We start from the raw sequence: 23,591 nt of genomic DNA, 5'->3' as shown, positions 1-23,591 counted from the left end.
TTTGCCCAACATTTTACAAGGAACACTCCATTGAGATATTTCATCGAATTAGCATACAAAGGAACAAAGTATCATGGTTGGCAATGTCAACCTGATGCTGATTCTGTTCAAGAAACACTCAATAAGGCTTTGACTATGTTACTCAAAACACCTATTGATATTGTTGGTGCTGGTAGAACCGATACTGGAGTACACGCCAAACAAATGTATGCTCATTTTGATTTTGAAAATGACATTGATGCACCACAAATGGTTCACAAACTCAATGCTTTCTTACCCAAAGATATTGTGATTTTTGATATTCTAAAAGTAAGCAACGAAGCCCATGCCCGATTTGATGCTACCAAGAGAACGTATGAATATCACATCCATACGATGAAAGATGCTTTTGAAAATGAGGGAAGTTATCAATTTGGGCAGCCCTTGAATTTAAACCTGATGAATCAGGCCTGCGAAATCCTGTTTCAGCATACCGATTTCGAGTGTTTTTCAAAAACCAATACAGATGTTCGAACGTTTAACTGCGTTATTTATGAAGCGTATTGGAAGCAAATCGGAACCAAGATAGTATTTACGATAACAGCCGACCGATTTCTCAGAAATATGGTTCGAGCCATAGTTGGTACCATGATTAACATTGGAACAGGAAAAATAAACCTAGCTGATTTTGAAAAAATATTGGAAAGTAAAGACCGTAGTAAGGCCGGATTTTCAGTGCCTGCTCACGGTTTGTATCTGACAAAAATTGAATACCAAGAGACTATACTGTAAATTAGAATTATAAATTATTTAAAATTCAAAATAAGAAAAAGTGCCAGCAAAAGCGTTCGATACTAATTTGTTCAAAAGGATATTAAAATACACTAAGCCGTATAAAATGAGGTATTATGGTGTTATTGTATTTGCTTTTTTATTGGCCATTTTTGCTTCTTTAAGACCATTTTTGCTCGAAATAACGGTCGACAACTATATCAAGATTGCTAGTAAATCAGGCTTGCTGACCTATGTAATCATCATGGGTTTTATGTTACTGATGGAAACTTTGTCTCAATTTTATTTTGTGTATTGGGCCAATTGGTTGGGTCAGGATATTATCAAGGATATTCGAACCAAATTGTTTCGGCATTTACTTAGATTCCGAATGAACTATTTTGACAATTCGCCTGTGGGCATGCTGGTAACTCGATCTGTATCGGACATTGAACAAATTGCACGTATTTTCAGCCAGGGATTATTCATGATATTTAGTGATTTATTAAAAATGCTGGTTTGTTTGGTGGTTATGTTTTATATGAACTGGCAATTGTCGATGATTGTTGTAGTGGCTATGCCTATTTTAGTATACATCACGCGAATATTTCAACGCAAAATGCAGATTGCTTTTGAAGAAGTTCGGACGCAGGTAAACAACATGAATGTGTTTGTGCAGGAAAGGGTAACCGGAATGAAAATCGTGCAGCTTTTCAACCGTGAAGACATCGAATATGAAAAATTCAAGGAAATCAATAAGAAGCATAATCAGGCATGGATAAAGAATATTTTGTACAACTCTATCTTTTTCCCTATTGCCGATATTATTTCGTCGATAACACTCGGAGTCATCATTTTATATGGTGGGATCCAAATTATAAACGGTAATCCTTTTACAACAACGGGACAAATGATTTCGTACACGATGTTTATCGGAATGTTGTTCAATCCACTGCGTCAGATTGCCGATAAATTCAATGAGATGCAAATGGGAATGATTGCTGCCAACCGTGTTTTTGATATTTTGGGCAGTACCAAAGAGGTTCAGGATAACGGCAGCCAAACAGCCAGTCATTTTAAAGGAACCATTCGCTTTGAAAACGTTCGTTTTAGTTACATCGAAAAAGAGGAAGTATTAAAAGGGATCAACCTGAAAATCAATGCTGGAGAAACCATCGCTATCGTTGGGGCAACCGGAGCAGGAAAATCAACCATAATAAACCTATTGAACCGTTTTTACGAAATTGATTCGGGTGCCATTTACATCGATGATCAGAACATCAACGATTTTAAACTGGAAAGTCTCCGAAAGCAAATCGCCATTGTACTGCAAGATGTATTCCTTTTTGCCGACACCATCCACAACAACATTACACTTAATAATCCTGAAATTTCTCGAGAAGAAGTGATCCGTGCTGCCAAAGAAATTGGAGTGCATAAATTTATCAAAAGTCTTCCTGGTGGTTATGAATATGATGTAAAAGAGCGCGGTGTGATGTTATCCTCTGGGCAACGCCAACTGATTGCGTTTCTTCGTGCCTATGTCAGCAACCCAAGTATTCTGATTTTAGACGAAGCCACTTCATCAATTGACACTTACAGTGAAGAACTCATTCAGAAAGCAACCGAAACCATCACAAAAAACAGAACGTCTATTGTAATTGCACACCGTTTGGCTACTATTATCAATGCCGATACCATTATTGTAATGGATAAAGGACATATTGTTGAGCAAGGAACACATCAGCAATTGATTGGTAAAACATCAGGATATTATAAAAATTTATACGATTCGCAGTTTGCTTCGGAAGTTGAATAATTTTCAAAATAAATCCATAAATTCGCAGTCTTAAATATTCTTAGAAATTTACACGAAATGACACGAGCAAAGCGACTGCATTTTGTACCAATAACAAATAAACACGCACAAAATGACACGAGCGAAGCGACTGCATTTTGTACCAATAACAAATAAACACGCACAAAATGACACGAGCGAAGCGACTGCATTTTGTACCAATAACAAATAAACACGCACAAAATGACACGAGCAAAGCGACTGCATTTTGTACCAATAACAAATAAACACGCACAAAATGAAATATGATATTATTGTTTTAGGAAGTGGTCCGGGCGGTTATGTTACTGCAATCCGTGCCTCACAATTAGGCTATAAAGTAGCCGTCATCGAAAAAGAAAGTCTAGGTGGAATTTGCCTGAATTGGGGTTGTATTCCAACCAAAGCGCTTTTAAAATCGGCCCAGGTTTTTGATTACCTAAAACATGCTTCTGATTATGGATTAACGATAAAAGAATTTGACAAAGATTTCTCAGCAGTAGTAAAACGTTCCAGAGATGTTGCAGACGGCATGAGCAAAGGGGTTCAGTTCTTGATGAAGAAAAATAAAATCGATGTCATCAACGGTTTCGGAAAAATAAAACCGGGCAAAAAAGTAGATGTTAAAGATGCTGACGGCAAAACAACAGAATATTCTGCTGACCATATTATCATCGCTACCGGTGCACGTTCCCGTGAATTGCCAAACTTACCTCAAGATGGTGTAAAAGTAATCGGTTACAGACAGGCCATGACGTTACCAACACAACCTAAGAAAATGATTGTAGTTGGTTCGGGTGCAATCGGAGTAGAATTTGCTCATTTTTACAACGCTATGGGAACAGAAGTTACCATTGTTGAATTCATGCCCAATGTTGTTCCGGTGGAAGACGAAGATATCTCAAAACAATTCGAGCGTTCGTTAAAAAAAGCCGGAATCACGGTTATGACCAATTCTTCTGTAGAAAAAATAGATACATCAGGAAAAGGCGTAAAAGCCTTCGTAAAAACTGCTAAAGGCGAAGAAATACTGGAAGCAGACATCTTACTTTCGGCAGTGGGAATCAAAACCAATATTGAAAACATTGGTCTTGAAGAAGTAGGCATCAAAACCGATAAAGATAAAATTTTAGTCGATGCTTTTTCCCAAACCAACGTTCCAGGTTATTATGCCATAGGCGATGTTACTCCGGGTCAAGCTTTAGCGCACGTAGCTTCTGCTGAAGGAATCAACTGCGTTGAAAAAATTAAAGGTTTACACGTAGAACCCATCGATTATGGTAACGTTCCGGGTTGCACTTATGCTACACCAGAAATCGCGTCTGTTGGTTTAACTGAAAAACAAGCCAAAGAAAAAGGATACGAACTTAAAATCGGGAAATTTCCATTCTCAGCATCTGGAAAAGCGAAAGCTGCGGGAACTCCGGACGGATTTGTAAAAGTAATCTTTGATGCTAAATATGGAGAATGGTTAGGATGTCACATGATTGGTGCTGGAGTTACCGATATGATTGCAGAAGCCGTTGTAGCGCGTAAATTGGAAACAACAGGACACGAAATCCTTAAATCAATTCACCCACACCCAACCATGAGTGAAGCCGTTATGGAAGCGGTTGCAGATGCTTATGGCGAAGTAATCCATTTATAAAAAATAAGAATAAGTCATTTATTAAAATCCCAACCTTTTCAGGTTGGGATTTTTTTATACAAAAAAAATTACTTTTTAGAAAACCATAATGTTTGAACTGTCGTACATGAATGTATAAACATTAAAACATCAAAAACTATGAAAACAACAATTGACAAACATCAAAAAAGTAATTTTAAAAGTATGAGCCGCAAAGGAATTCAACTCCTGTGCGTTTTATTGGCAACTGCAACGCTAACAACCTTTACAAGTTGCAGCGATGACGATGACAACAACAATCCGCCAACAGTAACTAAACCCAATCTTGAGTTTTTCGGACTAACAGCTACTAATGCTTTGGTAAAATACAATGCCAACAATGCTGGAACAGCTATCAGTACGACTGCAATATCAGGATTACAAGCAAATGAAACTCTTTTAGCTATTGATTTCCGTCCGGGAACGGGACAACTTTACGGTTTAGGAAGCACGAATCGATTGTACATTATCAATCAAAATTCAGGTGCTGCAACAGCTCTTGGCACAACAGCCTTTACACCAGCATTAACAGGTACATTGACAGGGTTTGATTTCAATCCGACTGTAGATAGAATCCGTGTAGTAACTTCTAGCGGGCAAAATTTAAGATTGCATCCAGAAACTGGTGCCGTTGCCGCTACTGACGGTAATTTAAATCCGGGAACACCTACAGTTAGTGCTGCGGCATATACCAACAATACGTCTGGAGCTACCGCTACTGAACTTTTTGTTATTGATGCTACTACTAAAATGCTTTATAAACAAGATCCTCCGAATGCTGGAACACTAGTATCAATTGGTGATTTAAGCATCGCTGGTATTATTACTGGTGATGGCGGTTTTGATATTGCAGCTAAAGATGGAACAGCTTTGGCCAATTTTACAATTGGTGGAATGAATACGTTGTATCAAATTAATTTAGCTACTGGAAAAGCTACAGATTTAGGAACACTAGGTACAGCGATAATCGGAATTGCAATACCAAGCAATCCTGTAGCTTATGCGGTTGATGCTTCTAATAATTTACACACTTTCAATTTTAATGCACCGGGAACACCAACAACTAAGGCTATTACCAACTTACAGTCTTCGGAAACCATTTATGGTATTGATATGCGTCCGGCAACAGGACAACTTTTTGCTTTGGGAAGTACAGGAAGAATCTATGTACTGAATACAGCTACAGGAGCTGCAACTATGATTGGTGTTGGACCAGCAGCGATATTGGATGGCACTGATTTTGGATTTGATTTTAATCCGGTTCCCGATCGTATTCGTATTGTGAGTAATACAGGTCAAAACCTTCGTGTGAATCCGAATGATGGTTTATTGGCTGCTACTGATGGTGTCTTAAACCCAGGAACACCCAATGTAACGGCGGCGGCGTATACCAATAGCTTTCCGGGTACAGCTACGACAACTCTTTACGACATCGACTCGACTACGGACATGCTATACATCCAAAATCCGCCAAATAACGGAACTCTAGCTGTTGTAGGTGCTTTAGGAGTAAATGTTACTGCTACCAATGGTTTTGATATTGGAGGAACATCGAATATGGCTTATGCTATATTAACAGTTGGTGGAGCAAACGGGATTTACACGATCAATAAAGATACTGGAGCAGCCACAATGCTAACTAGTTTTCCGGCATCGGTAAAAGGATTTGCAGTTGGACTTGGTTTCTAAACTTCAAGAACTTCTAATAAAAAATCCCAACCATTAGGTTGGGATTTTTTTATGCTATTTTTTTAATTAAACACTTCTTCATTTTCTCCGTCAAAACTTGCAAAAACCATACTTGGATGGGAATCCTGATGGAAGATATTTCCTTTATGATCTACAGCAATGGCTCCTGCAAAACCATCGAAGGGTTTTAATTCGTCAAATGTTTTTTCAAAGGCTTTTTCCAATGTAAATCCGTCTGTAACGCGGGTAACTATTTTAGCGGCTACTGCTCCACTTACTATGTCTTCACCTACTCCAGTTAAACTGACACCGCAAAACTCGTTCGCATAATTTCCGGCCACTGTAGCCGAATCCGATATTCTTCCGGGAATCTCAAAACCTTTGCCACCTGTAGAAGTTGCTACAGCAATTTTTCCGTTACTATCTAACGCAACACAACCTACAGTTCCGGTTCCGGTTGACGCCAATTTAGCTTCATATTCGCTACGACGTTGTGGTATCTCGGTAGAGAATTTTTCAAAACCATGAGTACGGGCAAAATTAGTAGCTCCGCTTCCACCCAATACTTTATCGTCATAATTCAAGAGTACTTGAGCTACTTGAACCGGATTTTTTACTTCTTCAATATTAATCACACCGCTCATTTTCATCGTGGAACCATCCATTAAAGAAGCGCTCATTCTGATTTTGCCATCGCTTTGAATTTGAGAACCTATTCCGGCATTGAATAATGCATCATCCTCCAAAAGTGACACTGCAAATACTACTGTTTCTAAAGCAGTATGGGTTTTCAAATAAGCATACGATTCCTTAGCAATACGAAGCAACGCCTTTTGTTTAGCCACTTTGGTTTCATGATTGGTAGCTGATTCCGAGAAAAATCCACCGTGGATGATTATTTTCATTTTTTGATTTTAGATATTAGATTTCAAATATTAAATATATTTAATATCTAAAATTTGAAATTTAAACGTATTGCGAAGATTTAATTGTCATTTTAAAAGTAGTCAAATCGAAAGTATCGTTGATGCTCATGACGTGCGTAACCAAATGATTGATAGATATAGGCTGACCTAATTCCACCTGAGTCAAATTCGTATCCTTAACTTCTTTTCCATCCACCAGAATTACAAGACCAGAGCCAATGGCTTCCATCATGGAATTATTGGTAATCAACAAACCGGTATCTTCTCCCAGTCCGATTCCGAGAACTTTCGGATTTCCAACTACAGCCTGAAACAAACGTCCAATTCTGCCGCGTTGTACAAAATGAGTGTCGATAATTACGCCATCAATCAAACCTAAACCACTGGTGATTTTAACTTCGCCTTTCAGCAGTGCTTCACTACTACTTCCTTGATAAATCATATTGTTAGAAGCAGCAGCAGCTCCGGCAGATGTTCCGGCATACACAAAATCTTCGTTGTGGTATTTATTCAATAAAATATCATGAAACGGAGTTCCGCCTAAAATAGAGGTCAATCGCAACTGATCGCCACCAGTAAACATGACCACATCAGCCGCTTTTAATCGCTCCAAAACTTCCGGATCAGAAGCCTGTTCCCGCCGGTCGATATTTAAAACATCGACATTGTCTGCTCCTAAATAGTGTAATGCTTTTACATATTCCGGTCCGATTTCTTTTGGGATTTTGGAAGCCGTAGTGATGACTTCAATTCTCGAAGCTTTTTTATGTTTTGATTCGTCTATGATTCTCTTTAAAATACCTGCTTCAAAGAAGTTTAAATTCTTTGCTGCATTTTTATCCAAATCCGTCTCAGTGAAACTGCCTTTGTCAACAGCACCGCCAATAATTATAAGTTTTCCTTGTATATTCATGCGGGTAAAAATAACAAAAACTAACTAGTTACACCTCTTTTTTTAACTTTTTTGAAACCATTTATTAACTTATTTATTAAGAATTGATTTTAGGACAAGTGAAATCCTAATCCTTAAATTATACTATATTTGTGGCATGGAAACCAATCAAATCCGAATCAATAAATTCCTTTCTGAATGTGGCTATTGCTCTCGTCGTGAGGCAGATAAACTATTAGAAGAAGGCAGAATCACCATCAATGGCGTTGTTCCAGAAATGGGTACAAAAGTCACACTAGACGACGAAATTCGTGTAGACGGTAAATTGGTTCGCGAAAAAAGAGAAAAAGCAGTCTATTTGGCCTTTAACAAACCCGTCGGAATTGAGTGCACCACCAACCAAAATGTAAGAGATAATATTGTGGATTATATCAATTATCCCAAACGAATTTTTCCGATTGGACGATTGGATAAAGCTAGTGAAGGGTTGATTTTCATGACGGATGATGGTGATATTGTCAATAAAATTCTGCGAGCGCGAAACAATCACGAAAAAGAATATATTGTTACGGTAAACAAACCTATTACCGAGAGATTTATCCAAAAAATGAGTAATGGTGTTCCTATTTTAGATACCGTTACCCGAAAATGTAAGGTCGAACAAATCAGTAAATACGTTTTCAAAATCATTTTAACACAAGGATTGAACCGTCAAATCAGAAGAATGTGTGAGTATTTGGGTTATGAAGTTACGGCTTTGAAAAGAATCCGAATTATTAATATTTCACTGGATGTTCATGTGGGCCGTTATCGTGATTTGACTGAAGACGAAGTCAAGCAACTCAATACATTGATTGAACCTTCCAGTAAAACGGAGGAAGCGAGTTTACCTAAATCCGTTAAACCCGATTATGGGACTTCTAATTTCCGAAATGGAATTGGCAACAACAAACGAAACTCTAATTCCTAAATCCAAGAATCTCAATGCTAAAAACCATAATTTTTATAGCCATTGGCGGTGCAATCGGAAGTGTACTTCGATTCTTAACCACTGTTTTGGTCGCGAAGTTTTGGTCCAATCATTTTCCGTTAGCCACCTTTATCGCCAATAGTATCGGATGCTTTTTGATAGGCTTGTTCATTGGTTTTTTAGCTAAAAATAATTTGACTGACAGCAACTTAAAATGGTTTTTGGTAACCGGATTTTGTGGTGGTTATACCACTTTTTCGACTTTCGGAATGGAAAATTACAATTTGTTTCAGGGTAACCATTCGATGATGGCTTTTGGCTACATGGCGTTGAGCATTATTCTAGGGCTTTTTGCAGTTTGGGCTGGACTTTCATTGTCCAAATAAAACTTAAATTCTGCTTAATCTGTATCCTCTGTATTTCATTTTTTAGTACTTTCGCCCTCTATGAAAAAAGAAGATATTATTGCCATTCAAAATTTATTGGCTACACCAAAAAAAATTGCCATAATTCCACACCGAAGTCCTGATGGTGATGCCATGGGTTCTACCTTGGCGCTGTATCATTTTCTTTTGAAATTAAACCATCAACCTATTGTAATTTCTCCTAATGATTTTCCGAATTTTCTAGCGTGGCTTCCAGGTTCAGAAACTGTTTTGGTTTTTGAAAACGAGAAAGAAAAATGTTCTAAAATTTTAAATGACGCGGAGCTGGTTTTTACCTTAGATTTTAACGCTTTGCATCGAACTGGAGAAATGGAGCAAGTATTGAGCAAACTTACCGTTCCTATGATTATGATTGATCATCATCAAAAACCGGATACTTATGCAGCCTATACGTATTCGGATACCCGTTTTGGTTCTACGTGTGAAATGATCTATAACTTTATTTCCTTTTTAGGTAAAAAAGAAGTAATCGATAAAACCATAGCTACTTGTATTTACACCGGAATAACAACGGACTCAGGTTCCTTCCGTTTTCCATCGACAACGAGTACCACACACCGCATTGTTGCCGAACTGATTGATCTAGGTATTAATAATAGTGAGATACATAATGCGCTATTTGATGATAACTCTTATAATCGATTACAACTTTTGGGAAGGGCTTTACAAAATATGAAAGTATTTCCTCAATATAAAACCTCGTACATGTCGCTCACGCAAAAAGAACTCGATGAGTTCCACTATGAAAAAGGTGATACCGAAGGTGTAGTTAATTACGGATTAAGTATTGAAGGCATCCATTTTGCAGCGATTTTTATCGAGCATCGTGAAGAAAACATCATCAAAATTTCGTTCCGTTCTCAAGGTAGCTTCGATGTGAATCAATTTGCCAGAGAACACTTTAATGGCGGAGGACATATCAATGCAGCAGGAGGAAAATCGTATGAAAATATGAAAACAACCCTCACAAAATTTGAAGAATTAATTGCTAAAATAACCATTTAAGAACATGAAAAACATATCCAAAATCATAATGCTTTTTACCGTTCTTATAACTTTTATAAGTTGTAAACAACAGCAAGCTCGGATGCCAATTTCTCGTTCGTCGGGAACTTTTATGAAAGAATCAGCAGAGAGAAATAAAAAATTAGTAGCTGGTGAAGAAGGAATAATTGATTCTATTATTAAAAGTAATCCCAAAATTAAGTACTTGGCTTCTAAAAAAGGATATTGGTACCATTACGAAATCAGAAACGAGCGCGATACACTGCGTCCGAAAAAAGGTGATGTTGCTCAGTTTGATTTTGAAATACAAGATTTAAAAGGGAATGTTCTTTATTCGGAAGTGGAATTAAGACCCCAAACGTACATTGTTGACAAGCAAAATATCATGATGGGATTGCGTGATGGCATTAAACTGATGCGCAAAGGTGAAAAAGTAAGCTTTCTTTTTCCTTCTCATATGGCTTATGGTTATCGCGGTGATACCAAGCGTATCGAAACCAATCAACCGATAATCTGCAACGTAACGCTGAACGACTTTAAACCTGAAAACAAACCTGAAAACAAAATAAAAACTGAAAATTAATTTGATCAAAATGACTAAAAAGATTTCCCTGTTCTTCCTTGTTGTATCACTATGTCTAACCTCTTGTAAAGACGAATACAAAGATCTAAAAGACGGACTTTATGCTGAGATTGAAACCTCGAAAGGAACTATTTTATGTGAGTTAGACTATAAAAAAGTCCCTGTAATGGTGGCTAATTTTGTAACACTAGCCGAAGGTAAAAATCAGTTTTGCTCGAAAGATTTAAAAGGAAAACCCTTCTTTGACGGTTTGACGTTCCATCGTGTTATCTCTAAAACTAATGGTGACCCGGAAGACTTTATGATTCAGACCGGAGATCCTCTTGGCAATGGTTCTGGTGATGCCGGTTACAAATGCAAAGATGAAATAACCGATTTACAACACAACAAACCCGGAATCTTGTCGATGGCTAATTCGGGACCCAATACCAATAGCAGCCAGTTTTTTATCACGCTAGTTCCGACACCATGGTTAGACGGTAAACACACTGTTTTTGGAGCTGTGGTTGATGAAGAAGGCATTACCATTGCTAATGCCATTGTAAAAGATGATGTAATCAAGAAAGTAACTATCATCAGAAAAGGCGAAGCGGTGAAGAAATTTGATGCGGTGAAAGTTTTCAATGATTCCTTCAAACAAGAAGCTGAAAATCAAAAAAAGAATGCAGCACTTGAAGCCCAACTTAAAAAAGAATATGAAGCCAAATACAAGCCGGTTATCGAAAAAAAAGTGGCCTATTTTAATACGTTAAAAGAAACTGCAGTAAAAGTTCCTTCCGGATTAAAATATACGGTGATCCAAAAAACATCGAAAGATAAACCCAAAGATGGAGAAACCATCTATGTGGAATATTCAGGTTTTTTAGAAGACGGAACGCTTTTTGATACGAGCAATCCCAATGTTGCCAAAGAATTCGGAAAATACGACGAACAGCGTGATAGAGAAAATGGATATTCTGCTTTGCCGTATGTTATTGGTTCCAATCGAATGATTCCGGGCTTTATTGAAGGATTGGGTAAAATGAAGATGGGTGAAAAGGCTATTTTCTTTATCCCATTTACTTTGGGTTATGGCGAACAAGGTGCAGGAGATGTAATCCCACCAAATGCCAACCTGATTTTTGAAGTAGAAGTTAAAAACAAAATATAATCGTAATAAAAACAAATAAGTAATAAGTCATGAAAATAAAATTCAACATTCTTCTTTTGATTTGTCTTGGTATGATAAATGCTTCGGCACAAACTGCCAAGAAAACTACTGCGACGTCAGCACCAGCAAAAACAGCAAGTAAACCAACATCTACACAAACTGATCAAGGGATATTTGCCGATATTGAAACTTCGAAAGGAACCATTTCGATTCAATTAGAATATCAAAAAACTCCTGTAACCGTAGCGAACTTCATCGCATTGGCAGAAGGAACGAATACGTATGTTGCTGATGAAAAATTAAAAGGAAAACCATTTTATAATGGTTTGAAATTCCACAGAGTAATTCCTGACTTTATGATACAAGGTGGCGATCCAGCCGGTAATGGTTCTGGTGGTCCAGGATATGCTTTTAAAGATGAAATTGTTGCCGATTTAAAACACAATCGTCCTGGTATCCTATCCATGGCTAATTCAGGTCCGAAAACTAATGGTTCCCAATTTTTTATTACACATAAAGAAACAGCTTGGCTTGATGGTAAGCATACCGTTTTTGGAAATGTCATCAAAGGACAAGATGTGGTGAATGCCATCAAACAAGATGACATCATCAATAAAATTACTATCATCAGAAAAGGTGCTGAAGCAAAGAAATTCGATGCTGCTAAAACTTTTGCCGATTATATGGCCAACAAAGCTGGTGATGAAGCTAAAGAAGCTGCACTTGCTGCTGAAAACAAAAGAAAACAAGAAGCATTAGAAGCTCAGAAAAAAGCGGATTATTTAAAAACATTCGGTCCTGTCATCGCTACAAAAGCGAAATACTTAAGTGATACAAAAGCTACTGCAACAGAAACTGCTAGTGGTTTGCGTTATAAAATTCTTCAAAACGGAGCTGGCAAAAAGCCTGCTGATGGTGCCAATGTATATATTAGTTATGCAGGTTATTTAGAAGATGGTTCTCTATTTGACAGTAGTATTGAAAGCGTGAATAAGGAATTTGGTAAATTTGATGAAAACAGAGCCAAACAAAATGGGTACCAACCGTTTCCTTTCCCTTACGGAAAAAAAGATGGCTTAATTCCTGGATTTATTGAAGGATTGAGTTTGATGAACTTAGGCGACAAAGCTTTGGTATTTATTCCGTCTAAATTAGGATATGGGGAAAGAGGTGCCGGAGCTGTAATTCCACCGAACACTAACATTGTTTTTGAAATCGAAATGTTGGAAACTGCTCCAACTACCGGAAAATAAGACTACAATTCATAGTACAAAAAAGCCCCAAAATTTGGGGCTTTTTTTATTCTTTGTTCTTCATAAAAAGATAGTAAACCGGAATACCTAAAGCTACTATTCCCAATCCTAAACCAGTTTCTACAGTCTTGTAAGCTAGCAAAGCAAAACAAATAGCGGCTGTCACTATAATATACAAAGCCGGAATAATAGGATATCCAAAAGCTTTGTAAGGTCGTTCCGCATCGGGCTCCTTTTTTCTTAGAATGAAGATTCCATAAATGGTCAAAATGTAAAATAGTAATGATGCAAAAGTAGCATAGGTAAGTAAATCACCGTATCGACCAGAAACACAGAGTATACAAGCCCAAACACATTGAAACCAAAGGGCTTTTCCCGGCACATCATTATTATTCAACTCGCCTGCTTTTTTAAAGAATAAGTTGTCTTTGGCCATTGCGTAGAATAATCTTCCTCCCGATAAAATCAGTCCGCTGTTACATCCAAAAGTAGAAACCATGATTAAACCTGCCATTACAAAAACACCAATATTTCCCATGATTACATTGGCTGCGGCTGTCCCTACTCTATCCTGCGCGGCAAACATAATTCCGTTTTCGGTTACCGAACCATCAATGGTTCCGTTTAAAGGCAATAGTGCGAGATAAGCAACATTCGCCAATATATAAACAATGGTAACGATTAATGTCCCTAAAAATAAACTTCTGGGAATATTCTTCTTAGGATCTTTAATCTCACCTGCAATGAAAGTCACATTATTCCAGGCATCACTCGAAAACAACGAATTAATAATAGTTGCACCAATCGCTCCTGCCAAAGCAATACCTGTTAATTTTGTAACCGTGACCGTTTTGGTCGTTTCATCAAAAACCGTAGCGCTGGCATCCCAAGTATTGGTAAAATTATTTGAAAAAGTGTCTGTATGAAAGCCAATATACAAACCAAAGACAATCAAAGCAAACAAAGCAATCAACTTTGCTGATGTAAAAACCAACTGAATCACTTTACCATTTTGAACGCCTTTAGTGTTAATGTAAGTCAATAATATGATACTAAACATCGCAAGAACTTGACTGTTTTTGAACACAAAAGCATCGCCTATCCTAAATATTTCATTTTGCAAAAAAGGGGAAAAGACAGCGGTATAATTGGCAAACGTAACGGCAACTGCCGCAATTACTCCAGTTTGAATTACGGTAAAAACAGTCCAGCCATATAAAAACGAAGCTAGCTTTCCGTAAGCACGCTGAATGTATACAAATTGTCCTCCGGCTGTCGGCATCATTCCCGCTAATTCTCCATAACTCAAAGCAGCTGACATCGTCAATAAACCTGTAATCAACCACGTGATTAAAATCCAAGCTGCCGAACCTAAGTCGCGCGCCATAAAAACAGTTACTACAAAAATTCCGGATCCAATCATAGATCCTGCAACAATACTTGTCGCGTCAATTAAGCCTAAAGAACGCTTTAATTCGTGTTTAGTTTCAGTCATATTTACTTTTCTATAATTTCAAATATACATTTTTTTGATAGGAAACTTCGATTGACATGATATTTATCAGTTTTTAAAACCCACGGGTTTCTAATATTTGTGGATTAAACAATTATTTATGAGCACTTCTAAAACCATTCATACATTTCACATTCCGGTTATGGGATTGGCGTATACCATTGACAGCCCAATACGAGTCGCACACTACGGAATCTCTTCGGTGATGTCAATAATTGATGACGAAATCATCGAAAAGATGCATCTCTTTTACAGTAAAAAATGCCACTTTGACTACGAAGGCATTTCCAATAAAATACACGATTATCGGGCAAAAAGAATTACCGCTTATCTCAATATGGTAGACGATGTTGTTAAACAGAAATTCGAAGCTTTTAAACTGGAACTAACCGAAAACAAACAGGCATTAGAAAATTATATCGCCATGTTACCCAACAAATCTGAACTAAAATTAGGGTTGCAACATTTCATTGACGAAGGTTTAGCTGTTAAAGATAACTTGAAAAACTATTTGGAAACCCATTTATCACCAGGTAGTATCGATGTCAATATCATGACCAAAGTGGATAAGGATAATTTTATCAAGAACGAACAATTACCCGTAATCTTCAATGATGCTCATGCTTCTTTACGTGGTTTTGCCCATAGTAAACTACACTCATCTGTCGTACTATCTGCTGGAATGAATCCGAGATTGTACAGTTATTTTGAAAGCTTCAACGATTTTTTTCCGGACACCAATGGTTACTTGAAAAAGAAAATTATTCTAAAAGTCAGTGATTTCCGTTCGGCTATGATTCAGGGCAATTTCTTAGCAAAAAAAGGGCTTTGGGTTTCAGAGTACCGAATTGAATCGGGCTTAAATTGTGGCGGTCATGCGTTTGCTACTGATGGATTTATTTTGGGTCCGATTATGGAAGAATTTAAGCAAAAGAAAGAACAGTTGATACATTCGGCACACGAATTACTGATAAAGGCTTTAGTTCAAAAAGAAATGCCACTTCCGGAAAACCCTATGGAACTGAAAATTACTGTTCAAGGTGGCGTGGGCACAGCTGAAGAGCATGATTTTTTAATGGAACACTATCAAGTAGACGCTGTTGGTTGGGGTTCACCGTTTTTGTTAGTTCCCGAAGCTACTGCTGTGGATGAAGAAACCCGGACTTTATTAGCAAAATCGGAAGAAAAAGATTTTTACATCAGTCAGATTTCACCTTTAGGAGTTCCGTTTAACACTGTAAAAGGGACTACTAATGAAGCATTAAAAGTAAAAAGAATTGCCGAAGATAAATCGGGAAGCTCTTGTCCAAAGAAGCTACTAGCTTTGAGCAAAGAGTTTTCGGAACAAGGAACTTGCACAGCATCTAGAAAATATCAGGACATTAAACTAGATGAGCTAAACGCTTTAAAAAATGACTTATCAAAAACAGAATTTGAAAACAGAAAAGCCAAAATCACCGACAAATCTTGTCTTTGTGTTGGTTTGGTAAACGCTGCTTATTTGGAAAACGGAATAAAAATCAAGGGAGAAGAGCAAGGAATTGTCATTTGTCCCGGACCCAATTTAGCCTATTTTGACCAAGTCGTTTCTTTGTCAGACATGATTCGGCATATCTACGGAAACATCAATGTTTTAGGGAAAACGTATCGTCCTAATATGTTTATAAACGAATTAAAAATGTATGTAGCCTATTTGAAAAAAGAAAGTGTTGAAGTTACTTCGGAAATGACTTCGGCTCAAATAAAAAAGCTACAGTCATTTAAAAATAATTTGTTGGATGGAATTGAATACTATCAGAAATTGCTCCAAGAAACGCTATTTTTTAAACTAGAATCCGAAACGATCCAAAAGGAATTACAGGAATATAAAAATGCCGTTGAAGCCATTGAAATTAAGATATTAGAATTAGCTTAATAGAAAACGACCTGAAGAATACTATCAGGTCGTTTGTCATAATTTTTTCGCCTCATTCCAAAATACATCCATCTCTACTAAGGTCATATCGGATAGCGATTTTCCCAGTTCTTTGGATTTACTTTCAAGGTACATAAATCGTTTTATGAATTTTTTGTTGGTGCGTTCTAAGGCATCTTCGGGGTTTACTTTTAGAAATCGGGCATAGTTGATCATCGAGAATAGCACATCACCAAACTCTGCTTCTATAGCATCTTGATTGCCCAATTTCACTTCCTCTTGTAACTCGAGTAATTCTTCCTGAACCTTATCCCAAACTTGATGCGGTTCTTCCCAATCAAAACCTACGCCTTTTACTTTATCTTGAATACGGCTTGCTTTTACAAGCGCTGGTAGACTTTTCGGAACGCCTTCTAATACGGAGGTTTTACCTTCTTTGAGCTTTAGTTTTTCCCAATTTTGTTTTACTTCTTCTTCATCGGCAACGACAACATCACCATAAATATGCGGATGACGATGGATTAACTTATCGCAGATTTCGTTGCAGACGTCAGCCATATCAAAATCGTTGGTTTCGCTACCAATTTTGGCATAAAAAACGATATGAAGCAATAAATCACCCAGTTCTTTCTTGATTTCTTGTAAATTATTATCCAAAATGGCATCACCCAATTCATAAGTTTCCTCAATCGTAAGATGGCGAAGGCTTTGGAGTGTTTGCTTTTTATCCCACGGACACTTTTCGCGCAAATCGTCCATGATGTCCAATAATCTGTTGAAAGCTTCGAGTTGGTGTTGTCTGGTGTTCATAATTTAAATTTTAGGATTCTCGATACCATTCCGATTGCCTCGGAATCACTCGAAGTGACGCTACATATAATATTTTAAAAATAAAAAATCCTATCACTGTAAATCGGTAATAGGATTGGTATTTATAAAAAAGTAATTAACTATTTTTTTGTTTTTGGTTTCGCCTCTTTTTTAGCCTTTACCTCTTCTACAACTTGTTCTTTAACCTCTTCAGCATTTTCAACTTTTGGTTCCTCTTTTGAAACCAAACCTTTAGCCTGAAGAATGTTATACCAGTTCAACAACTTTTTGATGTCTGAAGCATACACTCTGTCCTCATCATAATCCGGTAGAATTTCTTTAAAATAAGCTATCAGTTTAGCATTATCGTCTTTGGAATTTACCGGAGTTGGGCCTTCATTTTCTTTGACAGCAATAGCTCTCATGATTTCAACCAATGGTTTTTCTTCACTGTAAGTGTACATTGAGATTTCAGAAAGCAAACTAACATTGCTTCTCAAGCCAACAGTGATTTTTTTTCCGTCTAATAATGATTCTGCTAAAAAACCAGAGCGTGTTTGTAATTTCAATTCGAATAAACCCGGTTTTCCTGAAATGGCTAATATTTTTTCTACGTTCATTTTTTAATTTAATTTATGGGGCACAAATATATTTAATTTAAGTTCCACTTTTGAAGTATCCAATTTCAAATTGCAGAATTTAATGCAGTTTTAAGATATGAATAACATCAAATGTAGGGAAACTATCTTCCTTTTTTGTTGGCGAATTTCATTCGGTAATCCGGAAAAGCTTTACCATCCATGATGTTTTGCAATTTCTTCTTGATTAAGGTTTTTTTCAACATCGAAATTTTATCGGTAAACAATACGCCTTCAATATGATCGTATTCGTGTTGAATTACGCGGGCAATTAAACCGTCGAAAACCTCCGTTTTGGTCACAAAATCTTCTTCACAGTATTCGATGGTGATGCGCTCGTTTCTGTACACATCTTCACGCACATCCGGAATGCTTAAGCAACCTTCGTTAAAACCCCATTCTTCGCCATCTTCTTTGAGCATCTTAGCATTAATAAAGGTTTTTTTGAAGCCTTTCAACTGCTCTTGTTCTTCTTTTGACAAATCGTTGCTGTCGCTAAAAGGCTCGGTATCGATAACAAATAATCGAATAGGCAAACCAACTTGTGGTGCCGCTAATCCGACGCCATAAGCATTGTACATAGTATCATACATGTTGGCAATTATTTCTTTCAGATTAGGATAATCGGGTGAAATTTCTGCTCCAATCTGACGCAAAACAGGTTCGCCATAACCATAAATGGGAATAATCATTGCTGAATTTTTTTGGCAAAAATAAGTAATTTAAATCATTTTTCGCGTCAAATAATCTTGGAGCAAAATAGTAGCGGCAATTTCATCGACTAAACCTTTGTTCTGACGCTGTTTCTTTTTGAGTCCACTGTCGATCATCGTTTGAAATGCCATTTTAGAAGTAAACCGTTCGTCAACTCGCTCTACTTTTATTTGAGGGAAAGCGTTTTTAAAGTCAGCTACAAATTTTTCTATAATTGGAGTGCTTTCAGATGCCAAACCATTCATTTGTTTGGGTTCGCCAATAAGTACTTTTACGACATCTTCTTTGGAAAAATACTCCTTTAAAAATACCAGAGCTGTTTCTGACGGAACGGTAGTCAAACCCGATGCAATAATCTGCAATTCATCGGTAACGGCAATTCCGGTTCGTTTTATTCCGTAATCTATAGCAAGAATTCTAGGCATCGTATATTTATTTTGTCGCTTTAAATTGAGCCAACACTTTTTTTCCGTCGCCATAGAAAGTCAGCGATTGACTTTCAATTTTATAGCGAATTACTTGAACCAACATGGCTCCGAATTTATCTTCCAAAGTCATATCAGGGCACGCCATTCTGGTCATAATCACATCTGAAAAATCAATAACGTTAGAAGAAGGCATAATATAATTTCCGGCAATGCTATTACAACCTGCATATGCTGTAAATCGGGCATCTTTTGAATTAATTTTTAAGAAATACTCCTTTTTTCCTTGTTGGACAATTTTACTACCATGCAGCGAAACTAGTTTCCATTTGGTTTCCGCCAAAGGATATTTTCCAACCGCAGGATTTACTTTTTGGATCACAGTAGTCGTTGATATTCTACTATTTAAATCGACGGTGGCAGCATTAGCTTCATCAACAGTTTCCATAGTTGTGGAATCCGTTGGCTGTTTTGAAAGTATATAGTCATCGGCTAAACTTCCTGTAATTTTAGCACCGGATAAATCGAGCTGAGTTAACGTATTCTCACCCACAAAATACTTATTCGGAGCGTTTTTTATATCCGTCAGAATAATGGTATTCCCTTTTTTATTCCACGTAAAATTTCCTTTTTGTACAAAAATTTTATCCCCTTTTCCTTGGTATTTTGTTCTGATGCAAAAAGTAGCATTTTCGTTGATAGCAATTTCAGTTTCTAATCCGCTACAATCTGCGCAAGGTAAAATTCCTTTATAGGTTCCGACATAATCCAAAGAGTTTTTAGCATTGTGCGATGTGGCTACTGTAACATTCTTTTTGACCGCTGGTTGTTGGCAGGCTGTGATGAATGCCAAAACAAATAGTAAAAGATATTTTTTCATAAGATGGAAATTAGCAGTCCAAAATTATCAAATGAATTCATAAGTTAAAGTTAAATAAATTTCAATTTTAACAATCATCCAAAAAAGGTATCTTTGCTGACCGAAACCATTTGGCCGAATTACATTATATAAAATTCAAAAACGATGAACCACCTACAATCCATTATAGAAAAAGCTTGGGAAAACCGAGAATTGTTAAAAGACGAAACCACGTTAAAAACCATCCGTGAAGTTATTGCACTGCTAGATGCAGGAATGTTAAGAGTTGCCGAACCAACAGCCAACGGTTGGCAAGTAAACGAATGGGTAAAAAAAGCGGTAGTCATGTATTTTCCAATACAAAAAATGGAAACTTGGGAAGCTGGAATTTTTGAATACCACGACAAAATGTTGCTCAAAACAGGCTATGCAGAAAAGGGAATTCGAGTAGTTCCTCCAGCTACAGCAAGATATGGCGCTTATATTTCCAAAGGAGTCATTTTGATGCCGAGTTATGTCAATATCGGAGCTTATGTAGATGAAGGAACTATGGTAGATACTTGGGCAACCGTGGGAAGTTGCGCCCAAATTGGGAAAGATGTGCACCTTTCTGGTGGCGTTGGAATTGGTGGTGTTTTAGAACCCTTACAAGCGGCTCCGGTTATTATAGAAGATGGCGCTTTTATTGGTTCTCGTTGCATTGTGGTAGAAGGCGTTCGTGTAGAAAAAGAAGCGGTTCTTGGTGCTAATGTATGCTTGACGGCCTCAACTAAAATTATAGATGTTACCGGAAGTGAACCTATCGAATATAAAGGATTTGTTCCGGCACGTTCAGTGGTAATTCCGGGAAGTTACACCAAGAAATTCGCCGCCGGAGATTTTCAGGTACCTTGTGCGTTAATCATCGGAACCCGAAAACCGTCGACCGATTTGAAAACGTCACTTAACGATGCGTTGAGAGAATACGACGTAGCGGTATAATCGATTGTATTTTATTTATATTTGTTATTCATCTTTCTAACTACAAAACATGAAACTTAAAGAATATCCACAGTCGTTTTTCAACACCTTAAGATTATTGTCTATTCGGGTTAGCAAGTTGAATGATGCAACCAATACGGTTCCGGTAATCGTTTCGCTTACTACTATTGAATCGCGTTTAAAGAAAGTTCATATTACGTTGAGAAGTGTGATGAATCAGACGGTAAAACCTGAGAAAATAGTGCTTTGGATTACGGAAGCCGATCGCCATAAAATCCCAGAATCTCTTCAAAAACTGACTGGAGATTTGTTGGAAATCCGATTTACGAACCGCACTAGTTCTCATAAAAAATTACTGCCGTCATTGGAATTGTTTCCGGATAAAGTAATCGTTACCTGTGACGATGATTTGATTTATGAAAGCCAATGGCTCGAGAAATTATATGCTACACACTTAAAATATCCAAAAGACATTGTCTGCAACAAAGCTCGTCAGATTGCTATTGATGAAAACAATAAAACACTTGATTATAAATTCTGGAAATACACCAAAGAAAACAATCCTATTAAAAATCTTGCGATTGGCGAAGGTGGAATTTTGTATCCTCCACGAGCGTTAAACAGTCTGATTACCGATTATGATTTGGCGCTGAAATTAGCTCCGAAAAATGATGATTTATGGTTCAAAGCGATGGCATTACTCAATAATACTACCGTCAGATTATCTGAAAATCCGTCAACCGTTTTTATTCCGATTCCGGGAACTCAGAAAATCTCCTTGAAGAAAATCAATGTGGTGAAAAACTTCAACGTAGATCAGTGGAATGATTTAACCGAATATTTTAATTTGAAACTGAATTAGAGTCGATACCAATAGGCGTTTTAATCACCTTATTTTTTCGGGTATTGGCTCTGATGGCGTAGTTTTTCTGCCAAGTTTCTTTGTTGACATAGCCTCGCTTATGATCTAAATGCACACAAATAGCGGAATATCGGATTTGTTTCGATTTTAATCCTTTATTGAACAATCGTTCTCCTAATTCTCTGTCCTGACCACCGTATTGCATTTCCTGATTGAAGCCATTGACTTCGATTAAATCCTTTTTCCAACCCGAAGAATTGTGACCGTTCCAGGAAGCATTTGTTGGTGTAATAAAATTGAGAATTTTGGCCGATAAACCTGAAGTCAGAAACTTAATATTTTTAGCACTAGAACTTAACCCTTGCGCTTTCAGCCACGATAAATCGAAGCATTTTTGAGTAATGATATCTTCTTTGGTAATCGCTTTAGAAATATCCATTGGTAGTTTATAATAGCCTCCAGAAAGAAAATGTCCTGCCTCTCTGTAATCAAGGTGCACCTGAACAAAGTCGGCTCTCGGAATACAATCGCCATCGGTAAAAATTAAATAGTCGGAAGTGGATGCGAGAATCGCTTTGTTTAATATTTGTGATTTTTGAAAACCATTGTCTTCCTGCCAAACATGAACAATCGGAATTGAGATTTCGCCACGCAATCGGTCAATCAGTGCTTTTGTAGCGTCACGCGAACCATCATCAGCAATAATAATTTCAAAATCTGTACAAGTTTGCACACTAAAACCAATGATGACTTTTTCAAGCCATTCTTCCGAATTATACGTGCTAAAAATAACCGATGCTGTCATAGTAGATTCATTAATCGTTGCAAAATTACATATTATTTAGAGTTTATCTATTCCCGTTGCAATTCGGGTAATTTTATTTTTACTGTTGAATTTACGCACTTCATTGTTGTAGGCCACTTTTTCGGGATTAACGTAGCCGCGCGAATGATCTAAATGTACGCAAATGGCTCGATACCGAATTTGCTTCGATAACAAACCGTTATTAAATAAACGTTCCCCCATTTCACGGTCTTCACCGCCATATTCAAGCAACTCGTTGAAACCATTGATGGCTACAATGTCTTTTTTGAATCCGGATGAATTGTGTCCGTTCCATGAGCGTTTTGTTGGTGTAAGCCAATTCATGAAAAAAGCAAAATACTTGTTTCGGTTGAGCTTGGTAATCTTAAAGTTGAGCTTCAATCCTTGCTTTCTAAGCCAAGACACTCGGAAACATCTTTGCTGTACAATATCGTCATCAGTAATGGCTTTGGAAATCGACATCGGAAGTTTGAAATAACCACCTGAAAGAAAAAAACCAGGCTCTTTTTCCTTGAGATGCTGTTCTACAAAATCCATTCTCGGAATACAATCACCATCCGTAAACAATAAATAATCTGCATGAGCAGCCATAATCGATTTATTGAGAATTCGGCATTTCCTGAAACCTAAATCTTCATGCCACATGTGGCGTATCGGATGCGAAAATTTGCCTGTAAAAGAAGCTACAACTTGTTTGGTTTTATCGTTCGAACCGTCATCGGCGACAATAATTTCAAAATCCTTTTCTGTTTGAATAGTATATCCAAGCAACACTTTGTGCAACCATTCTTCCGAATTGTATGTGGATATAATTATGGACAGCTTCATACATTACAAACATAAAGAATAATTCGGATTTTAAGCAAAAGTAACGGTATCGT

At 37.2% G+C, this 23,591-nt stretch carries 23 protein-coding genes; 13 read left to right on the top strand and 10 right to left on the bottom strand.

Features of this window, described 5'->3' with window-relative positions:
- Positions 1-30: 30 nt before the first annotated feature.
- From truA to ACULEU_RS05590, 4 genes are all read left to right on the top strand, one after another.
- Positions 31-771: a tRNA pseudouridine(38-40) synthase TruA gene (truA, locus tag ACULEU_RS05605; protein WP_445454464.1), complete on the top strand. Its 741-nt coding sequence runs from the start codon at positions 31-33 to the stop codon at positions 769-771.
- Positions 772-811: 40 nt separating this feature from the next.
- Entirely contained in the window at positions 812-2,569 is a 1,758-nt protein-coding gene (locus ACULEU_RS05600; protein ID WP_445454463.1) for an ABC transporter ATP-binding protein, read from the top strand.
- A gap of 277 nt (positions 2,570-2,846) precedes the next feature.
- Positions 2,847-4,235 carry a dihydrolipoyl dehydrogenase gene (gene lpdA / locus ACULEU_RS05595; protein ID WP_445454462.1) on the top strand — a complete coding sequence of 463 codons (1,389 nt, stop codon included), beginning with the start codon at positions 2,847-2,849 and terminating at the stop codon, positions 4,233-4,235.
- Positions 4,236-4,373: 138 nt separating this feature from the next.
- The gene (locus ACULEU_RS05590) at positions 4,374-5,942 is read left to right on the top strand and encodes a DUF4394 domain-containing protein (protein WP_445454461.1); all 1,569 of its coding nucleotides are present in this window, start codon (positions 4,374-4,376) and stop codon (positions 5,940-5,942) included.
- 62 nt (positions 5,943-6,004) lie between these two features.
- Here ACULEU_RS05590 and ACULEU_RS05585 read toward each other — a convergent pair whose 3' ends face one another.
- Together ACULEU_RS05585 and ACULEU_RS05580 are read right to left on the bottom strand one after the other, a co-directional pair.
- Positions 6,005-6,847: an isoaspartyl peptidase/L-asparaginase gene (locus ACULEU_RS05585; RefSeq protein ID WP_445454460.1), complete on the bottom strand. Its 843-nt coding sequence runs from the start codon at positions 6,845-6,847 to the stop codon at positions 6,005-6,007.
- Positions 6,848-6,908: 61 nt separating this feature from the next.
- Positions 6,909-7,781 carry a cyanophycinase gene (locus ACULEU_RS05580; protein WP_445454459.1) on the bottom strand — a complete coding sequence of 291 codons (873 nt, stop codon included), beginning with the start codon at positions 7,779-7,781 and terminating at the stop codon, positions 6,909-6,911.
- 136 nt (positions 7,782-7,917) lie between these two features.
- Here ACULEU_RS05580 and rluF point away from each other — a divergent pair, with 136 nt between their 5' ends.
- The 6 genes from rluF to ACULEU_RS05550 are packed head-to-tail and all read left to right on the top strand — an operon-like array spanning position 7,918 to position 13,167.
- Positions 7,918-8,730, top strand: a complete 813-nt coding sequence (gene rluF / locus ACULEU_RS05575; RefSeq protein ID WP_445454458.1) for a 23S rRNA pseudouridine(2604) synthase RluF — start codon at positions 7,918-7,920, stop codon at positions 8,728-8,730.
- A 14-nt stretch (positions 8,731-8,744) separates the two neighbouring features.
- Entirely contained in the window at positions 8,745-9,116 is a 372-nt protein-coding gene (gene crcB, locus ACULEU_RS05570) for a fluoride efflux transporter CrcB (protein ID WP_445454457.1), read from the top strand.
- Between the two features lie 60 nt (positions 9,117-9,176).
- Positions 9,177-10,181, top strand: coding sequence for a DHH family phosphoesterase (locus ACULEU_RS05565; protein ID WP_445454456.1), 1,005 nt, complete (start codon positions 9,177-9,179; stop codon positions 10,179-10,181).
- A gap of 4 nt (positions 10,182-10,185) precedes the next feature.
- Entirely contained in the window at positions 10,186-10,764 is a 579-nt protein-coding gene (gldI, locus tag ACULEU_RS05560) for a gliding motility-associated peptidyl-prolyl isomerase GldI (RefSeq protein ID WP_445454455.1), read from the top strand.
- Positions 10,765-10,774: 10 nt separating this feature from the next.
- Entirely contained in the window at positions 10,775-11,914 is a 1,140-nt protein-coding gene (locus ACULEU_RS05555) for a peptidylprolyl isomerase (RefSeq protein ID WP_445454454.1), read from the top strand.
- Between the two features lie 35 nt (positions 11,915-11,949).
- A complete protein-coding gene (locus ACULEU_RS05550) occupies positions 11,950-13,167 on the top strand; it encodes a peptidylprolyl isomerase (protein WP_445454831.1) in 1,218 nt (405 codons plus the stop codon).
- 46 nt (positions 13,168-13,213) lie between these two features.
- On the opposite strand, the gene ACULEU_RS05545 is transcribed toward ACULEU_RS05550, so the two are convergent.
- Positions 13,214-14,662, bottom strand: a complete 1,449-nt coding sequence (locus ACULEU_RS05545; protein WP_445454453.1) for an APC family permease — start codon at positions 14,660-14,662, stop codon at positions 13,214-13,216.
- A gap of 118 nt (positions 14,663-14,780) precedes the next feature.
- On the opposite strand from ACULEU_RS05545, the gene ACULEU_RS05540 reads away from it, so the two are divergent.
- Positions 14,781-16,595, top strand: coding sequence for a hypothetical protein (locus ACULEU_RS05540; protein WP_445454452.1), 1,815 nt, complete (start codon positions 14,781-14,783; stop codon positions 16,593-16,595).
- 36 nt (positions 16,596-16,631) lie between these two features.
- Here ACULEU_RS05540 and mazG read toward each other — a convergent pair whose 3' ends face one another.
- The 5 genes from mazG to ACULEU_RS05515 all read right to left on the bottom strand — a co-directional run bounded on the left by mazG (position 16,632) and on the right by ACULEU_RS05515 (position 20,062).
- A complete protein-coding gene (gene mazG, locus ACULEU_RS05535) occupies positions 16,632-17,405 on the bottom strand; it encodes a nucleoside triphosphate pyrophosphohydrolase (protein ID WP_445454451.1) in 774 nt (257 codons plus the stop codon).
- 140 nt (positions 17,406-17,545) lie between these two features.
- Positions 17,546-18,025 carry a DUF5606 family protein gene (locus tag ACULEU_RS05530; protein WP_445454450.1) on the bottom strand — a complete coding sequence of 160 codons (480 nt, stop codon included), beginning with the start codon at positions 18,023-18,025 and terminating at the stop codon, positions 17,546-17,548.
- Between the two features lie 122 nt (positions 18,026-18,147).
- Positions 18,148-18,735 (bottom strand): peptide deformylase, encoded by a 588-nt coding sequence (gene def / locus ACULEU_RS05525; protein WP_445454449.1) that lies wholly within the window; start codon positions 18,733-18,735, stop codon positions 18,148-18,150.
- Between the two features lie 30 nt (positions 18,736-18,765).
- Positions 18,766-19,182 carry a Holliday junction resolvase RuvX gene (ruvX, locus tag ACULEU_RS05520; RefSeq protein WP_445454448.1) on the bottom strand — a complete coding sequence of 139 codons (417 nt, stop codon included), beginning with the start codon at positions 19,180-19,182 and terminating at the stop codon, positions 18,766-18,768.
- A 7-nt stretch (positions 19,183-19,189) separates the two neighbouring features.
- Complete coding sequence (locus tag ACULEU_RS05515) at positions 19,190-20,062, bottom strand: copper resistance protein NlpE N-terminal domain-containing protein (RefSeq protein WP_445454447.1); 873 nt, start codon at positions 20,060-20,062, stop codon at positions 19,190-19,192.
- A 144-nt stretch (positions 20,063-20,206) separates the two neighbouring features.
- On the opposite strand from ACULEU_RS05515, the gene ACULEU_RS05510 reads away from it, so the two are divergent.
- Positions 20,207-21,022 (top strand): 2,3,4,5-tetrahydropyridine-2,6-dicarboxylate N-succinyltransferase, encoded by an 816-nt coding sequence (locus ACULEU_RS05510; RefSeq protein WP_445454446.1) that lies wholly within the window; start codon positions 20,207-20,209, stop codon positions 21,020-21,022.
- A gap of 49 nt (positions 21,023-21,071) precedes the next feature.
- Entirely contained in the window at positions 21,072-21,884 is an 813-nt protein-coding gene (locus ACULEU_RS05505; RefSeq protein ID WP_445454445.1) for a glycosyltransferase family A protein, read from the top strand.
- On the opposite strand, the gene ACULEU_RS05500 is transcribed toward ACULEU_RS05505, so the two are convergent.
- Both ACULEU_RS05500 and ACULEU_RS05495 read right to left on the bottom strand, forming a co-directional pair.
- Entirely contained in the window at positions 21,865-22,689 is an 825-nt protein-coding gene (locus ACULEU_RS05500; RefSeq protein ID WP_445454444.1) for a glycosyltransferase family 2 protein, read from the bottom strand. The two genes, ACULEU_RS05505 and ACULEU_RS05500, sit on opposite strands and share 20 nt — an antisense overlap.
- A 36-nt stretch (positions 22,690-22,725) precedes the next feature.
- Positions 22,726-23,538: a glycosyltransferase family 2 protein gene (locus ACULEU_RS05495; RefSeq protein ID WP_445454443.1), complete on the bottom strand. Its 813-nt coding sequence runs from the start codon at positions 23,536-23,538 to the stop codon at positions 22,726-22,728.
- Positions 23,539-23,591 lie beyond the last annotated feature (53 nt).

The sequence above is a fragment of the Flavobacterium sp. 25HG05S-40 genome (genome assembly GCF_052654735.1).
The sequence above is the reverse complement of the archived record's forward strand: the minus strand, read 5'-3'. Positions and strand labels throughout refer to the sequence as shown.

What these genes read in the sequence shown, in the direction of transcription:
- gldI (WP_445454455.1), top strand. Translation starts at nt 10,186, where the DNA reads ATGAAAAACATATCCAAAATCATAATGCTTTTTACCGTTCTTATAACT.
- ACULEU_RS05585 (WP_445454460.1), bottom strand. Translation starts at nt 6,847, where the DNA reads ATGAAAATAATCATCCACGGTGGATTTTTCTCGGAATCAGCTACCAAT.
- mazG (WP_445454451.1), bottom strand. Translation starts at nt 17,405, where the DNA reads ATGAACACCAGACAACACCAACTCGAAGCTTTCAACAGATTATTGGAC.
- def (WP_445454449.1), bottom strand. Translation starts at nt 18,735, where the DNA reads ATGATTATTCCCATTTATGGTTATGGCGAACCTGTTTTGCGTCAGATT.
- ACULEU_RS05545 (WP_445454453.1), bottom strand. Translation starts at nt 14,662, where the DNA reads ATGACTGAAACTAAACACGAATTAAAGCGTTCTTTAGGCTTAATTGAC.
- ACULEU_RS05530 (WP_445454450.1), bottom strand. Translation starts at nt 18,025, where the DNA reads ATGAACGTAGAAAAAATATTAGCCATTTCAGGAAAACCGGGTTTATTC.
- ACULEU_RS05515 (WP_445454447.1), bottom strand. Translation starts at nt 20,062, where the DNA reads ATGAAAAAATATCTTTTACTATTTGTTTTGGCATTCATCACAGCCTGC.
- ACULEU_RS05555 (WP_445454454.1), top strand. Translation starts at nt 10,775, where the DNA reads ATGACTAAAAAGATTTCCCTGTTCTTCCTTGTTGTATCACTATGTCTA.
- ACULEU_RS05580 (WP_445454459.1), bottom strand. Translation starts at nt 7,781, where the DNA reads ATGAATATACAAGGAAAACTTATAATTATTGGCGGTGCTGTTGACAAA.
- ACULEU_RS05510 (WP_445454446.1), top strand. Translation starts at nt 20,207, where the DNA reads ATGAACCACCTACAATCCATTATAGAAAAAGCTTGGGAAAACCGAGAA.
- ruvX (WP_445454448.1), bottom strand. Translation starts at nt 19,182, where the DNA reads ATGCCTAGAATTCTTGCTATAGATTACGGAATAAAACGAACCGGAATT.
- ACULEU_RS05590 (WP_445454461.1), top strand. Translation starts at nt 4,374, where the DNA reads ATGAAAACAACAATTGACAAACATCAAAAAAGTAATTTTAAAAGTATG.
- ACULEU_RS05565 (WP_445454456.1), top strand. Translation starts at nt 9,177, where the DNA reads ATGAAAAAAGAAGATATTATTGCCATTCAAAATTTATTGGCTACACCA.
- ACULEU_RS05495 (WP_445454443.1), bottom strand. Translation starts at nt 23,538, where the DNA reads ATGAAGCTGTCCATAATTATATCCACATACAATTCGGAAGAATGGTTG.
- crcB (WP_445454457.1), top strand. Translation starts at nt 8,745, where the DNA reads ATGCTAAAAACCATAATTTTTATAGCCATTGGCGGTGCAATCGGAAGT.
- ACULEU_RS05500 (WP_445454444.1), bottom strand. Translation starts at nt 22,689, where the DNA reads ATGACAGCATCGGTTATTTTTAGCACGTATAATTCGGAAGAATGGCTT.
- rluF (WP_445454458.1), top strand. Translation starts at nt 7,918, where the DNA reads ATGGAAACCAATCAAATCCGAATCAATAAATTCCTTTCTGAATGTGGC.
- lpdA (WP_445454462.1), top strand. Translation starts at nt 2,847, where the DNA reads ATGAAATATGATATTATTGTTTTAGGAAGTGGTCCGGGCGGTTATGTT.
- ACULEU_RS05505 (WP_445454445.1), top strand. Translation starts at nt 21,072, where the DNA reads ATGAAACTTAAAGAATATCCACAGTCGTTTTTCAACACCTTAAGATTA.
- ACULEU_RS05540 (WP_445454452.1), top strand. Translation starts at nt 14,781, where the DNA reads ATGAGCACTTCTAAAACCATTCATACATTTCACATTCCGGTTATGGGA.